Source organism: Streptomyces sp. NPDC058525 (assembly GCF_042719495.1).
In the GTDB taxonomy this organism is placed as follows: domain Bacteria; phylum Actinomycetota; class Actinomycetes; order Streptomycetales; family Streptomycetaceae; genus Streptomyces.
The window spans coordinates 42,873-56,352 of sequence record NZ_JBHXNP010000057.1 but is presented as its reverse complement, the minus strand read 5'-3'; the positions used below and the strand labels follow the sequence as shown (position 1 = coordinate 56,352).

At 72.4% G+C, this 13,480-nt stretch carries 16 protein-coding genes and 1 pseudogene; 1 reads left to right on the top strand and 16 read right to left on the bottom strand.

All coding sequences use genetic code 11. The features are described 5' to 3' along the window. The 16 genes and pseudogenes from ACFWP3_RS25140 to proS form a co-directional block, all read right to left on the bottom strand. A partial coding sequence (locus tag ACFWP3_RS25140; protein WP_384225026.1) for a DNA-processing protein DprA occupies positions 1 to 521 on the bottom strand: 521 nt, incomplete at its 3' end. A 380-nt stretch (positions 522 to 901) separates the two neighbouring features. Continuing rightward, complete coding sequence (locus tag ACFWP3_RS25135; protein WP_384225024.1) at positions 902 to 2,536, bottom strand: YifB family Mg chelatase-like AAA ATPase; 1,635 nt, start codon at positions 2,534 to 2,536, stop codon at positions 902 to 904. Further along, positions 2,536 to 2,907, bottom strand: a complete 372-nt coding sequence (locus tag ACFWP3_RS25130; RefSeq protein ID WP_384225021.1) for a YraN family protein — start codon at positions 2,905 to 2,907, stop codon at positions 2,536 to 2,538. Before ACFWP3_RS25130 ends, ACFWP3_RS25135 begins: the two co-directional genes overlap by 1 nt. Positions 2,908 to 3,016: 109 nt before the next feature. Beyond that, the gene (locus ACFWP3_RS25125; RefSeq protein WP_005311352.1) at positions 3,017 to 3,325 is read right to left on the bottom strand and encodes a DUF2469 domain-containing protein; all 309 of its coding nucleotides are present in this window, start codon (positions 3,323 to 3,325) and stop codon (positions 3,017 to 3,019) included. A gap of 55 nt (positions 3,326 to 3,380) precedes the next feature. Beyond that, positions 3,381 to 3,848 carry an NUDIX hydrolase gene (locus ACFWP3_RS25120; protein ID WP_384225019.1) on the bottom strand — a complete coding sequence of 156 codons (468 nt, stop codon included), beginning with the start codon at positions 3,846 to 3,848 and terminating at the stop codon, positions 3,381 to 3,383. 70 nt (positions 3,849 to 3,918) lie between these two features. Beyond that, positions 3,919 to 4,701 (bottom strand): signal peptidase I, encoded by a 783-nt coding sequence (gene lepB / locus ACFWP3_RS25115; protein WP_384225016.1) that lies wholly within the window; start codon positions 4,699 to 4,701, stop codon positions 3,919 to 3,921. A 42-nt stretch (positions 4,702 to 4,743) separates the two neighbouring features. After that, positions 4,744 to 5,640 (bottom strand): signal peptidase I, encoded by an 897-nt coding sequence (lepB, locus tag ACFWP3_RS25110; protein WP_384225014.1) that lies wholly within the window; start codon positions 5,638 to 5,640, stop codon positions 4,744 to 4,746. Next, positions 5,606 to 6,617: pseudogene (lepB, locus tag ACFWP3_RS25105) on the bottom strand (signal peptidase I); the annotation flags it as partial. The pseudogene lepB (ACFWP3_RS25105) and the gene lepB (ACFWP3_RS25110), both read right to left, overlap by 35 nt. Then, complete coding sequence (lepB, locus tag ACFWP3_RS25100) at positions 6,610 to 7,332, bottom strand: signal peptidase I (protein WP_384225012.1); 723 nt, start codon at positions 7,330 to 7,332, stop codon at positions 6,610 to 6,612. The gene lepB (ACFWP3_RS25100) and the pseudogene lepB (ACFWP3_RS25105), both read right to left, overlap by 8 nt. Positions 7,333 to 7,376: 44 nt before the next feature. Then, the gene (gene rplS / locus ACFWP3_RS25095) at positions 7,377 to 7,727 is read right to left on the bottom strand and encodes a 50S ribosomal protein L19 (RefSeq protein WP_073911044.1); all 351 of its coding nucleotides are present in this window, start codon (positions 7,725 to 7,727) and stop codon (positions 7,377 to 7,379) included. 133 nt (positions 7,728 to 7,860) lie between these two features. Continuing rightward, a complete protein-coding gene (trmD, locus tag ACFWP3_RS25090) occupies positions 7,861 to 8,682 on the bottom strand; it encodes a tRNA (guanosine(37)-N1)-methyltransferase TrmD (RefSeq protein WP_384225009.1) in 822 nt (273 codons plus the stop codon). After that, entirely contained in the window at positions 8,682 to 9,251 is a 570-nt protein-coding gene (rimM, locus tag ACFWP3_RS25085; protein ID WP_384225007.1) for a ribosome maturation factor RimM, read from the bottom strand. The genes trmD and rimM overlap by 1 nt, the downstream gene beginning before the upstream one ends. 162 nt (positions 9,252 to 9,413) lie before the next feature. Further along, positions 9,414 to 9,653, bottom strand: coding sequence for an RNA-binding protein (locus ACFWP3_RS25080; RefSeq protein WP_007266827.1), 240 nt, complete (start codon positions 9,651 to 9,653; stop codon positions 9,414 to 9,416). 2 nt (positions 9,654 to 9,655) lie between these two features. Then, positions 9,656 to 10,093: a 30S ribosomal protein S16 gene (rpsP, locus tag ACFWP3_RS25075; RefSeq protein WP_351318398.1), complete on the bottom strand. Its 438-nt coding sequence runs from the start codon at positions 10,091 to 10,093 to the stop codon at positions 9,656 to 9,658. A gap of 249 nt (positions 10,094 to 10,342) precedes the next feature. Next, the gene (locus ACFWP3_RS25070; RefSeq protein WP_384225004.1) at positions 10,343 to 10,939 is read right to left on the bottom strand and encodes a hypothetical protein; all 597 of its coding nucleotides are present in this window, start codon (positions 10,937 to 10,939) and stop codon (positions 10,343 to 10,345) included. Between the two features lie 221 nt (positions 10,940 to 11,160). Next, the gene (gene proS / locus ACFWP3_RS25065) at positions 11,161 to 12,573 is read right to left on the bottom strand and encodes a proline--tRNA ligase (RefSeq protein ID WP_384225001.1); all 1,413 of its coding nucleotides are present in this window, start codon (positions 12,571 to 12,573) and stop codon (positions 11,161 to 11,163) included. A gap of 131 nt (positions 12,574 to 12,704) precedes the next feature. Between proS and ACFWP3_RS25060 the strand changes: the two genes are divergently transcribed. Then, positions 12,705 to 13,475 carry a methyltransferase type 11 gene (locus ACFWP3_RS25060; protein WP_384224998.1) on the top strand — a complete coding sequence of 257 codons (771 nt, stop codon included), beginning with the start codon at positions 12,705 to 12,707 and terminating at the stop codon, positions 13,473 to 13,475. Positions 13,476 to 13,480: the final 5 nt, after the last annotated feature.

Below are 13,480 nucleotides of genomic sequence, written 5' to 3'. Positions count from 1 at the left end.
GCGGGACACTGGGAACACGCCGGAATCGGCCACCCACGTGGCTGCCATTGGCTCGGAGTGTCGGTCCGAACAACAACAGGCACTGGATAAAGAACCCCGGCGGCTCCGGAGACGACCACCCAGCCCCGCTCGGCGAGCCCGGCGGCCAGGGTCTGGGCCATGTGCGCCCCGTACGGGGTGCAGGCCCGGGCCCCGACCACGGCGACCGAACGCAGCGCCCAGGTCCGCAGGTTCGGCCGGCCCCGCAGCCACAGGCCCACGGGCCGGGCGTCCCCGAGGTCGTCGAGCTGCGTGGGCCACTCCGCCGACCCGGGGCATACGAACCGGCCCCCCGACGCGGCGGCCGCCGCCAGGTCCCGCCGGGGTTCGGCCAGCGCGGCCCGTCTGCGGTACCCGGCGAGCCGCTCGGCCCCCGCCCCCGCCGGAGCCTGCGCCTCGGGCCCGGTCAGCATCCGTATCAGCCCGACCGCCCCGTACTCCCGCAGCCAGCGCCCGCCCCGCTCCTCCCCGGGCTCCAGCACCCGCGTCAACGCCGCCCTGGCCAGCAGCTCCCGCTCCCACTCCGCACCCCCGCCCCGGCAGGCCCCACCCCCGGCACCGAGATCACCACCCGGCAGCTCCGACCCCCCGTCCCCGCGACCGGTCCCGTCCCCGCAGTCGGTCGCCGTCCCGAAGCCGGTCCCGGCCCCGCAGTCGGCCCCCGTCCCGGGGTCGGTCCCGGACCAGCGGCCGCTCCCGGCCCCGCAGTCGGTCCCCGGCCCGGAGTCGGCCCCCGTCCCGGGGTCGGTCCCGGACCAGCGGCCGCTCCCGGCCCGGCAGTCGGTCCCCGGCCCGGAGTCGGTCCCGGTCCCGGGGCCGGTCCCCGTCCCGCAATCGGTCCCCCTCCCGGGGTCGGTCCCCGTCATGGCCCGGCCCCCGCCGCCAAGGTCGCCCCGCGGGCGATGCCGGTGCGCAGTTCCAGGGCGACGGCCACGTCCAGCGCGTCGGGCCGGTCGCGCCCCCGCAGGTCGGCGACGGTCCAGGCGACGCGCAGCACCCGGTCCAGCCCGCGTGCGGTGAGCAGCCCGCGCTCCAGGTCCCGCTCGGCCTGTGCCAGCGCTCCGGGGCCGGCCTGCCACCGGGTGCGCAGCTCCTGGCCGGGCACCTCGGAGTTGAGCCGCCACGGGGTGTCCGCGAGCCTGACCGCCGCGCGGTCCCTGGCCTCCCGAACCCGGGCGGCCACCGCCGCGGTGGACTCCCCGCGGCCGCCCTGCCCGAGCAGGTCGGACCGGGTCACGGGCTCGACCTCCACCCTGAGGTCCACCCGGTCGAGCAGCGGCCCGGACAGCCTGCCCTGATAGCGCCTGATCACCGAGGGCGGGCATTCGCAGCCCGCCCCGTGCAGGGTGTGGCGCCCGCAGGGGCACGGGTTCGCCGCGAGGACCATGAGGAAGCGGGCCGGCAGCCGCACCACCCCGGCCGCTCGGGCGATGACCACGTGACCCGATTCGAGCGGCTGCCGCAGGGCGTCCAGCGCCCGGCTGTGGAACTCGGCGGCCTCGTCCAAAAAGAGGATGCCCCGGTGGGCCAGCGAGACGGCCCCGGGCCGCGGGATCCCGTTGCCGCCGCCCACCAGCGACTGCATGGTCGCCGAGTGGTGCGGCGCGCAGTAGGGCGGCCGGGTGACGAGCGGTTCGCCGGGCGGCAGGATCCCGGCCACCGAGTGGACGGCGGTGACCTCCACGGAGTCCTGGCGGGTGAGCGGCGGCAGGATCCACGGGAGCCGTTCGGCCAGCATGGTCTTGCCCGCGCCGGGAGGCCCGCTGAGGAAGAGGTGGTGGCCTCCGGCGGCCGCCACTTCCAGGGCCCGGCGCGCGGTGTGCTGCCCGGCCACGTCGGCGAGGTCGGGGAAGTCCCCGGCGTCGCCCTGACCGGAGCGGCCGGGCGCCAGGCCCGTGCCCAGGCCCGCCCCGGGGAGGACCAGGCCGGCCAGTATCGGGTCGGGGCGGCCGGGCGGGTCCGGGGGCTCCTCCTCGGGGACCGGTTCGCCGGTCAGCACCGCGATCAGCTGGCGCAGGCTGCGCACGCCGAGCACCGAGACGTCCGGCACGAGCGCGGCCTCGGCGGCACACTGCTGCGGGACCACCACCTGCCGGTATCCGGCCTCGGCTGCGGCGAGGACCGCCGGGAGGATCCCGCGGACCGGGCGCACCCGGCCGTCCAGCCCGAGCTCGCCGATCAGGACGAGATCGGCGATCGCGGCCGGGTCGACCACCTCGGCGGCGCCGAGCACGGCGGCCGCGACGGCCAGGTCGAAGCCGGCTCCGGATTTCGGGACGGAGGCCGGGCTGAGCCCGACGGTGAGCTTCTTCTGCGGCCACGCCGCACCGGAGTTGACCACGGCGGCCCGCACCCGGTCCCGGCTCTCGACCAAGGTCTTGTCGGGCAGCCCCACGAGGGTGAAGGCCGCGACCCCGGGCTCCAGGTCGGCCTGGACCTCCACGACCACGCCGTCGACGCCCACCAGGGCCACCGAACAGGCTCGGGCGAATCCCATCAGGCCACCCCCCTGACGTGCTCCACCACGGGCGCACCGCGCCGCGGCAGCAGGACTCCGACCAGGTCGATGCGCACCCCGCCCGGCGGTGGTCCCCCGTGGTCGGCGAGCCAGCGCCCGGCGAGCACGCGTAAGCGCTCGGCCTTGCCGGGCCGCACGGCGGCCATGGGATGCTCGAAGGCCCCTGCCCGGCGGGTCTTCACCTCGCACACGACGAGGGCGTCACCGTCCCGGGCGACGATGTCGATCTCCCCGCCGCGGCACCGCCAGTTACGCGCGATCACGGTCATCCCGGCCTCGGCCAGCCGCCGCGCCGCGAGGTCCTCGCCGTACCGCCCCAATGCCTGCTGTGCCACGCCCTTCGCGTTCATCCGGCACCACCTCCGGTACCGACGATCGCGCGCCCCCGCCCACCTTGTGGATCTTGGTGGACAACTCCGCCGTTGTGGATAACCCGGTCACCCGTACGGCGGAGGAAACTCAGCTGCCCGGCAGTTCGAGGTCGCTCTTGTTGAGCTCCTCGATGTTCACGTCCTTGAACGTCAGCACCCGCACCTGCTTCACGAACCGGGCCGGCCGGTACATGTCCCAGACCCAGGCGTCGGCCATGGAGACCTCGAAGAAGACCTCCCCCTGGACCGAGTGCACCTGCATCTCGTAGTCGTTGGTGAGGTAGAAACGGCGTTCGGTCTCGATCACGTACTTGAACAGCCCGACGACGTCGCGGTACTCCCGATAGAGCTTCAGCTCCATCTCGGTCTCGTACTTTTCGAGGTCCTCGGCACTCATGGCATGTTCCCCTTCAGCCGTGCGTCCCCCTATTGTGCGCCAGGCCCCCGCGCCCCTAAACGATTTCCGGGGCCAGGACCACCGGCGCACCCGGAGGACCGTCGTCGAGCAGCGTACGGAGCAGCTCGGCGAGTCTGGTCGGGTACACCGTCTCACGTGCCGACAGAAGTTCCTCGGAGGTCCACCACCTGGCTCCGGAGACACTGCGCCGCTCCAGCTCGGTGAGCCCGCCCGGCTCGGTCTCCGTCTGGGCGGTTCGGGCCAGGAAGTACCACTCGTCCTGCTCCCAGCGGCGCCCGTCGAAGGGGAAGGAGCAGTACCGGTGCCACAGCACCGGCCCGAGATCCACCTGTGTGATCCCCGTCTCCTCCGCCAGTTCCCTGAGCGCGGCCTGCTCCCGGCTCTCGCCGTCCTCGAGCCCGCCGCCCGGGGTGAACCACCAGTCGTCCGCGGGGTCCGCCGGCTCGAAGCCGTGCAGCAGCAGGATCCGGTCCGCCGGGTCCAGGAGGATCAGCCGCGACACCTTCCGCGCGCCGGGGGACGGGGCCTGAGGGGAAGGGGCCTGAGGGGAAGGGGCCGCGGCCCCCGACGGGTCACTGGACACCGGCCCGCCCCCGCCGCCGCCCGCGCCCCAGAACCCGCACGAGGGGCCCGTACGCGGCGCCCAGCAGCACCAGCACGGCGCCGGCCGCCACGATCACGACCTGGAGCCGCAGCGGCCCGGGCCGGGAGGTTCCGCCGGGCAGCGCCTCGTACGTACGGGGCCGCTCCAGCATCGCCATGGAGGGCCAGGCCACGGCGTCGACCCGGGCACTGACGGTGGACCGGGGCACGGTGCCCTGCCCGGCCTCCTGGAGGTGGGCCCGGGAGTCCACGGAGGCGGCCCGGCGGTCACCGAGCAGGAAGAGGTTCCCCTCGGGAACCGTCACCTCGAAGGGGGTCCCGGGGGCCGCGGCCTGCCCGGGCGGCATCGCCAGTCCCGAGTCGGGCTTGGTGTGGTCGGCGTACGGCTCGTCGAGGGCGGTGCCGTTCACGCTGAGCTCGCCGCCCGCGCCGCAGCACTTCACGGTGTCGCCGCCGACGCCGACGACCCGCTTGACCATGGGCAGATCGCTCCACATGGAATCAGTAAAGATGACCACGTCACCGCGGCGCACCTCGCGGCCGTCGATGCGCTCGGCCAGCACCCGGTCCCCGGGCAGCACCGTGGGCATCATCGAGTCGGTGGGCACGGTGTAGGGCCGGTAGACCAGCGCTCCCCAGACGAAACCGCCGAGGAAGAGCGCGAAGCCGACGGCCACGGCGATGCCCGACAACACGTTGCCGAGACCACCGTGGCCGTCCTTGCCACTGCGTATTGCCTGTGTTCCGCCCATTGCAGCGCCCCCACGTCGGAGATCGTCGACCTGGGCGGCACCCTACCCGGCGGTACGGCCCGTGGTCAGCCTCCGCCGGCGCCACATGACCAGCGGTACGGCGCCCGTCAGCCCGAGCGCGGCCGGACCCAGCCCGACCGGGGTCAGCCCGGCGGCGCCGAGGCCCAGCGCGGTCGCCGCGGCCTGGTTGCCGATGCCCGGCTGGTCGAAGGTGTCCGGGATCGGGAGGGTGGACCAGCGGGTGATCGGCCACGCGACCACGACGGCCCGGCCGACGACCTTGTCCACGGGCACGAAGCCCTGGGTGGAGTCCTGCATGTGGTAGCGGGAGTCCTGGGAGTTCTGGCGGTGGTCGCCCATCACCCAGATCTTGCCCTTGGGCACGGTGAGGGGGCCGAAGGGGGCGTCGTCGCAGGGGGTGTTGCCGGGGAAGATGTACGGCTCGTCGAGCTCCTTGCCGTTGACGATGACCGGTCCCCCCTTCTTGCACTCGACCGTGTCCCCGCCGATGGCGATGGTCCGCTTGATCAGGTCCTTCTCGGAGGCGTCCGGCATCAGACCGATCTTGCTGAGGATCTGCTGGGCGAGGTTCGGCTCCGGGGTGGGCTCGCCGGACAGCCAGTTCGCCGGGTCGTGGAAGACGACGACCTCGCCGCGCTCGGGCTCGGAGCCGAACCACGGGGTGAGCTTGTCGACCAGCACCCGGTCCCCGCGCTGCAGGGTGTTCTGCATCGAGTCGGACGGGATCGAGAACGCCTGCACGAGGAAGGTCTTGATCAGCAGGGCCAGCAGCAGCGCGATGCCGATCAGGAGCGGAAGCTCCTTCCAGAACGAGCGGTGCGGGCGCGCCTTCGCTCCGTCCTCCTCGGCCTCGTGCCTGACGGCGTCGTCCGGCCGCTCCTCACCCTCGTCGCGTCCGGATCGTGCGCCTACCGCCACGTCCCCCACATCCACTCCTCAGTCGGATTTCGCCGCCCGCCCCGAACGGAAAGCGGGCCCTCCCCTCCCTTAACGAGCGGGAGTTCCCTAAGGCGCGGGAGACCCAGGACACACTATGCGAACGGCGGGGTCCGACGGCGCCGACGACGCCCCTGTGCCTCGCGTCGCGCCTGATCGGGGACCATCCGGAAGGTCGCGGGCGTGTCCAGCCGGCTCCAGTGCCCGAACGGCCAGGCGATCACCACGGCCTCGCCGACGACCTCGTTCTCGTCGATGGTGCCCTCGAAGGCCTCGTCGAGGTGGTAGCGGGAGTCGGCGGAATTGGCGCGGTGGTCGCCCATCACGAAGATCCGGCCCGGCGGCACCCGCACCTCGAAGCGGATCTCCGAGGGCGCGTTGCCCTCGTTCACGTAGGGCTCATCGAGCGGCGAGCCGTTGACGCTGACCCGCCCCCGCGCGTCGCAGCACTTGACGGTGTCCCCGCCGACGCCGATGACGCGCTTGATCAGGTCCTGCTCGTCCGCCGAGGGCAGCAGGCCGATGAAGGTGAGGGTCTGCTTGATCTGCTTGATGCCGACCGGGTCCGGGGCGGGCCGGGCGGCCTCGCGGGTGAGCCAGCCGCCGGGGTCCTTGAACACGACGACGTCGCCGCGCTCGACCTCGGAGCCGAACCACGGGGTCAGCTTGTCCACGAGCACCCGGTCGCCGATCCGGATGGTCTGCTCCATCGAACCCGACGGGATGTAGAAGGCCTGCACCAGGAAGGTCTTGAGCAGCAGGGCTATGCACAGCGCCACGACCACCAGCAGGGGCAGCTCACCCGCCCGGCGCGTGCGGCGGCGCCGCCGCACCCGGCGGGCCAGCCGGCGCCGCTCGGCCCGGCCGCCCTCCGCCACGACGGGTTCCGGCTCCGGCTCGGGTCTGCGCTCGGGCCCTTCGGGTTCCCGTCCGCCGCGCGGCCGCCCGCGGCTACCCATGGCCGCCGCCGGTCGTGCCCCAGCGCGACAGGGGCCAGCCGATCCACTCGGCCCGCCCGATCACCTTCTCCACCGGCACCATCCCCCCGCCCGGCTCCCCCAGGTGGTCCCGGGAATCCCGGGACTGGGACCGATGATCACCCATCACCCACAGGGTCCCAAGGGGTACGACGATCCGGAAGGGCACCTTCGAGGGCGCGTCGCCCGGGTAGAGGTACGGCTCCTCCAGCGGGACGCCGTTGACCTCGATACGGCCCCCGGCGTCGCAGCACACCACGTCGTCGCCGCCGACGCCCACGACCCGCTTGACGAAGTCGGTGTCGGCCGGCTCCGCGAGCCCGAGCGCCGAGGCCGCGCCGTGCAGCAGCTCGCCGACCGGATGGCCCGCGGGGCGTTCCCGTACGAAGGATCCGGTGCCGTCGAAGACCACCACGTCACCGCGGCGCGGCTGCTCGCCGAAACGGTACGCCAGCTTGTCGACCAGGACCCGGTCGCCGACCTCGAGCGTCGGCTCCATGGAGCGGCTCGGGATCAGGAACGGCTGGACCACGAAATTGCTGAACAGCAGCAGGAAGACGGTGCAGATCACGCCGAGCGCGCCGGCCCGCCGCCAGGTCAGCGGCCGGAGGACCGCGGACAACGCAAAACGCGACCGCCCCTCCCCCTCGACGGGGGAAGAGTGGCCGCGCTGCGTGTGAGGTGCTTCGGTGTCCATCGTGGGCGAGCCTATCCGGCCACCCCGGAACACCGGAGTGGACCTCAGTTGTCGCGCTTCTCCTTGATCTTCGCGGCCTTGCCGCGGAGCTCACGGAGGTAGTACAGCTTGGCGCGGCGCACGTCACCGCGGGTGACGAGCTCGATCTTCTCGAAGATCGGGGAGTGGACCGGGAAGGTACGCTCCACGCCGACGCTGAAGGAGACCTTGCGAACGGTGAAGGTCTCGGAGACACCGGCGCCCTGGCGGCGGATGACGACACCCTTGAACTGCTGGATACGGGAGCGGTTGCCCTCGATCACGCGGACGTGCACGTTGATCGTGTCACCCGGGCGGAAGGCCGGGACGTCCGAGCGGAGCGCGGCGGCGTTGACGCCATCGAGCAGGTGAGACATGTTCTTCGTCTGCTTTCTTCGCACGACGCCACAGGTCGCCGGTGCGGGTTTCCGTAGAGAATTCGGGAGCCGTGGAACCCGGCGGGCGACGGTCCCCCTGTGGCAGGGGCGTCCGCGAGCACACAGCAGCCGCCTATTCTTCCACGGCCCGGGGCCTGCGCCAAAATCGGCCGTCCGCCGACGGCGCCCAGCCCAGGATGGACAGGATCTCGCGGTCCTTCTTGTCGAAGGCGGAGGCCTCGCAGCGCTCGATCAGGTCCGGGCGGTTGCGGGCGGTCCGGCGGAAGGCCTCGTCCCGCCGCCAGCGGGCGATCTTCCCGTGGTGGCCGCTGAGCAGCACGTCGGGGATGCCCCGGCCGCGCCACTCGGGGGGCTTGGTGTAGACGGGCCCCTCCAGCAGGTTCGCCATCTCGCCGGGGGCGAAGGAGTCGTCGCGGTGCGATTCGGCGTTGCCGAGCACCCCGGGGAGCAGCCGGGCCACGGCCTCGGTGACGACCAGGACGGCCGCCTCGCCGCCCGCCAGGACGTAGTCGCCGATGGAGACCTCGTACACCGGCATGCGCGTGGCGTACTCGTCCATGACGCGGCGGTCGATGCCCTCGTAACGGGCCGGTGTGAAGATCAGCCAGGGCCGCTCGGAGAGTTCGACGGCCAGTTCCTGGGTGAAGGGCCGGCCGCTGGGGGTGGGGACGACCATGACGGGCCCGTGCGCGCCCGTCTCGTAGCCGTCGGCCAGCGCCGCGTCCAGGGCCTCGCCCCACGGGTCGGTCTTCATGACCATGCCGGGGCCGCCGCCGTAGGGGGTGTCGTCGACCGTGTTGTGCCGGTCGTACGTCCAGTCCCGCAGGTCATGGACGTGCACGTCGAGCTGGCCGCGGGCGCGGGCCTTGCCGACGAGGGAGACGTTCAGCGGTTCCAGGTACTCGGGGAAGATCGTGACGACGTCGAGACGCATCAGGCGTCGTCCCCGGAACCCTGGGCGTCCTCGTCACGGGTGGAGACGACGACCGCCTCGCGCTCGTCGATCAGCCCGGGGGGCGGGGTGATGACGCAGCGCTGCTCCTCCAGGTCGATCTCGGCGACGATCTCCTCCACGAAGGGGATCATCACCTCGGAGCCGTCCGGGCGCTCGACGATGAACAGGTCCTGCGAGGGCAGGTGGGAGATCTCGGTGATCCGGCCGATCTCGGTGCCGTCCTCCAGGACGACGTCGAGGTCCATCAGCTGGTGGTCGTAGTACTCGTCGGGCTCGTCGGGCAGCTCCGCCGGGTCCACGTCCGCGATCAGCAGGATGTTGCGCAGCGCCTCGGCGCCGGAGCGGTCCTTGACGCCCGCGAAGCGGAGCAGGAGCCGGCTGCTGTGCACCCGGCCGGTCTCGATGGTCAGCGGTCCCGCCGACGCCGGTTCGGTCCGGAGCACGGCGCCGGGGCTGAGCCTCAGCTCCGGCTCGTCGGTGCGCACCTCGACGGTGACCTCACCCTTGATGCCGTGGGCGCGGCCGATCCGCGCGACTACCAGCTCCACTGTTCGCTCTCCTCTTTGCGGCCAGCCCGCCGCCGCTCGCGCGGAGGTGGTACCTCTCCGTCGTGGCTTCTCAGTCCATGGTGGCTCTGCCCGCGGGCAGAAACGACTCGGGCCGGGGTGGGCACGAATGCCCTCCCCGGCCCGTGCCGGTGATTCAACTTCTCAGCGGACCTGGTCCACGTCGACGAGGTCGACGCGGATGCCCCGGCCGCCGATGGCGCCCACGACGGTACGCAGAGCACGTGCGGTGCGGCCGTTGCGGCCGATCACCTTCCCGAGGTCGTCCGGGTGGACCCGGACCTCGAGCACCTGTCCGCGGCGCAGGTTGCGCGAGGCGACCTGCACATCGTCGGGGTTGTCCACAATGCCCTTCACGAGGTGCTCAAGAGCCTCCTCGAGCATGCTCAGGCCTCGGTCGACTCGGCGGCGGCCTCAGCCTCGTCCGCCTTCTTGTCGGCCTTCTTCGCCTTCTGCGTGATGGCCTCGCCCTTGGCGTCGCCACCCTCAAGGGCCTTGGCGAACTCGTCGAAGGAGCGACGCTTGTCTTCCTTCGTCGCCGGCTGGAGCAGCGGCGCGGGGGCGGGGAGGCCCTTGTGGGCCTGCCAGTCACCGGTCAGCTTCAGGATGGCGAGCACAGCCTCGGTGGGCTGGGCGCCGACGGACAGCCAGTACTGCGCACGCTCGGCGTTGACCTCGATGCGCGACGGGTTGTAGGTCGGGTGGTAGATACCGATCTCCTCGATCGCGCGACCATCCCGGCGGGTGCGGGCGTCGGCGACGACGATGCGGTAGTGCGGCTGGCGAATCTTGCCGAGGCGCTTGAGCTTGATCTTGACTGCCACTGGAGTGGTGTCTCCTGAACTTGACGTGGTTGGGCACATGAGATGCCACGTGGGGTTGCGGTACTCGGGTGCCCGATGGACGCGTCAGCCGGAGGAGAGAGGGGTCCTATGCGACTGTCGAGTACAGCTAGCCATTGTGCCATACGCCTGCGGTGCTGCCGAGCGGGGTGATCCGGCCGCCGCCGCGGGCGGGCCCGCACCCCTCGCCCCGCGGGCGCGGCCCCGCCGCCCGGTCCGGTGGCGGGGGCGTCAAGAGGCCGCTGCCACCGCCACCTCGGGGATGCGGAAGGGCTTCATGCAGCCGCCGCAGACGATGGGCGCCTGGGCGAGTACGGAAGGGACCACCCGGACGTTGCGGCCGCAGTCGCAGACCGCCTTGACCCGGACGCCGCCGCCGGAGGAGCCGTGCCGGGCGGCCGGTCCGCGGAAGCTGCGCTTGGTGTCGGCGGCCGTGGCGGCCGTGTGCGCCTTCAGGGCGCGCTGGAGCCGCTCGATGGTGGGCCGGTAGCGCCGCTTCGCCTCGGGATTGAGCGCGACCAGTGAGAAGCCGCTGCTCGCGTGGGGCTCCTCGGAGTGGTCAAGCCCCATCTCCTCGGCGATCGCGAGGAATCTGCGGTTGTGGTAGCGGCCGGCGCGCGAGGTGTCACGGACACCGCGGGCGGCGGCGATGCCGTGGACTGCCTCGTGCAGCAGTCGCTCGAAGGAGAGCTCGGCGCCACAGGCGGACGAGGACTCTCCGATCAGGGACTCGGGCGCGGCAAGGTCAGGCAGCTCGGGGTGGTACCGCTGAATGTCGGCCCACGCCTGCGCCAGCTCTGCGGCGAGAACAGGTGGTGTCGTGCTCACGTCGTGACAACGAGCCGGGGTGCCCCGGTGTTCCGATTCCGGGCCATTCCAAATTTTTTGCACGTACCAGTCAGTTCACTCTCATGCGTCCTGACGAGGACGGGTGCGCCGATCTCAGGAGGAGTCGGTACGTAACGACGACTACGCCCCGGCACGCGGCGCGGGCCGCGCGCCGGGGCGCACAAGCGGATCAGTCGACCAGCGGATCAGCCGGTCTTCGCTCAGTACGAGCGCGCGACGATCGCGAGGGTACCGGGAGCGTCGTCCGTCTCCGGAACCGACCCGTCCTCGGCGATCAGGCAGCGCACGGAGACGGCCTGCTCGGCCAGCTTGGCCTCGCCCTCCGGGCCCAGGTCCGCCCACGGGATGCGCGCCCAGCCGCCGGCGATGGCGGCCTCGGCGGCCTCCTCGATGGTCGCGACGTCCGAGGTGCGGGACTCACGGCGCTCGCGGGACTCGCGCAGCAGCTGCGCCTGGTCCTCGTCCAGCACCTTGGGCAGCAGGTCGGCGAGGGCGTCGATCTGCACCGGGGTCTTCCCGCCCGGGATCCGGCGGGCCAGCATCGCGGTGCCGGCCTCCAGGTCGCGGGGGCCGATCTCGATGCGGACCGGAACGCCCTTGAGCTCCCAGTCCACGGCGCGGCGGCCGAAGGGGGTGTCCACGCGGTCGTCGACCTGCACCCGCAGGCCCTCGGCCTTGAGCTGGGCGCCCAGCTCGCGGACCTTCGCCACGGCCTCGTCGCCCTTGATCGCCATGACGACGACCTGGACGTGGGCCAGGCGCGGCGGGACGCGCAGGCCGTTGTCGTCGCCGTGGGACATGATCAGGCCGCCGACCATGCGGGTCGAAACGCCCCACGAGGTCTGCCAGACGAGCTCCTGCTTGCCTTCCTTCGACAGGTACTGCGTGTTGAAGGCCTTGGCGAAGTTGGTGCCGAGCTCGTGGCTCGTGCCCAGCTGGAGGGCCTTGCCGTCGCCCATCATGCCCTCGAGGGTGAGGGTGTTGATGGCTCCGGCGAAGCGCTCCTTGGCGGTCTTGCGGCCGAGCACGACGTCGATGCCGAGCACGTTCGTCATGAAGTCGCCGTAGACGTCCGTGTGGATGCGGGCGGCGTAGTCGCGGGCGTCCTCGTAGGTGGCGTGGGCGGTGTGGCCCTCCTGCCAGAGGAACTCGCTCGTACGGAGGAACACGCGCGGGCGCATCTCCCAGCGGACCACGTTGGCCCACTGGTTGATCAGCAGCGGCAGGTCGCGGTAGCTCTGGACCCACTTGGAGAAGTAGTCGTTGATGATCGTCTCGGAGGTGGGCCGGACGACGACCGGCTCTTCCAGCTCCTTGCCGCCGCCGTGCGTGACGACCGCGAGCTCGGGGGCGAAGCCCTCGACGTGCTCGGCTTCCTTCGTCAGGTACGACTGCGGGATGAACAGCGGGAAGTAGGCGTTCTGGGCGCCCGCGTCCTTGATCCGCGCGTCCATCTCCTGCTGCATCCGCTCCCACAGGCCGTAGCCGTACGGTCGGATGACCATGGTGCCGCGGACCGGACCGTTGTCGGCCAGCTCGGCCTTGTTGATCAGATCCTGGTACCAGCGGGGGAAATCCTCCGCCTGCGGGGTGAGAACGGGTGCCTTTGCCATGGCGCGAATGGTACGGCGCCCGGCGCGCCGAGCGTGAATCGGGTGGCTCGTTCCTCTGGACGCGGAGGCGGATGGGGAGTTCTCTGTCAACGGGGGCAAGGGGGCGACACGGAATCAGGAGCGCTCTTTCTATGACACCGACGCCGACCGCGACGCTCGTCGCCCGGGACTGGGCCGAGATCCAGGAACGGATGCTGGTACCGCTGTACGAGGCGGTCTACGACCGGCTGGAGGTCGGGCCGGGAGACCGGCTGCTGGGCCTCGGCTGCGGGGCCGGGCTGCCCCTGCTGCTCGCGGCCGGGCGGGGAGCCGCGGCCACCGGCGTGGAGGCGGATCCGGCCCGGCGGGCGCTGGCCCGCGAGCGGCTCCTGGAAGTGCTGGCGGCTCCGCCGGCCGCCCCGGCGGCCGCGTCGGCGGACGGCCCGTACGACGCCCTGCTGGCCTTCTCGCCCGACCCGGCGGCGCTGGAGCGGGCCCTGCCCGCGGTCCGGCGCGGCGGGGCGGTGGTGCTGGCCGACTGGGGCCCGGCGGAGCGGTGCACCGTGCCCGCGGTCCTGGGCGGCGGGCCGGCGCCGCGGGATCTGGACGCGCTCGTGGAGCGGGCCGGGCTGCGCCCGGACGGGTCGGGGCGGGTGTTCTGCCCGTTCGGCTACGCGGACGTGGACAGCGCGGTGCGCGGGCTGCTGTCGACGGGGCTGTACCCCGTCGCGGGCACCGGCTCCGCCGGAGCCGATGCCGATGCGGATGCAGATGCCTATGCCGATGACGCGGCGCCGTTCGGGATGGCCGATCCGGCGCTGGCGGAGAAGGAGCTGGCCGTCGCCCTTCACCCGTACGAGCGGCCCGACGGGGCCGTTTGGCTGCCGAACATCTTCCGGTATGTGATCGCCCGGGTGGCCTGACCGGT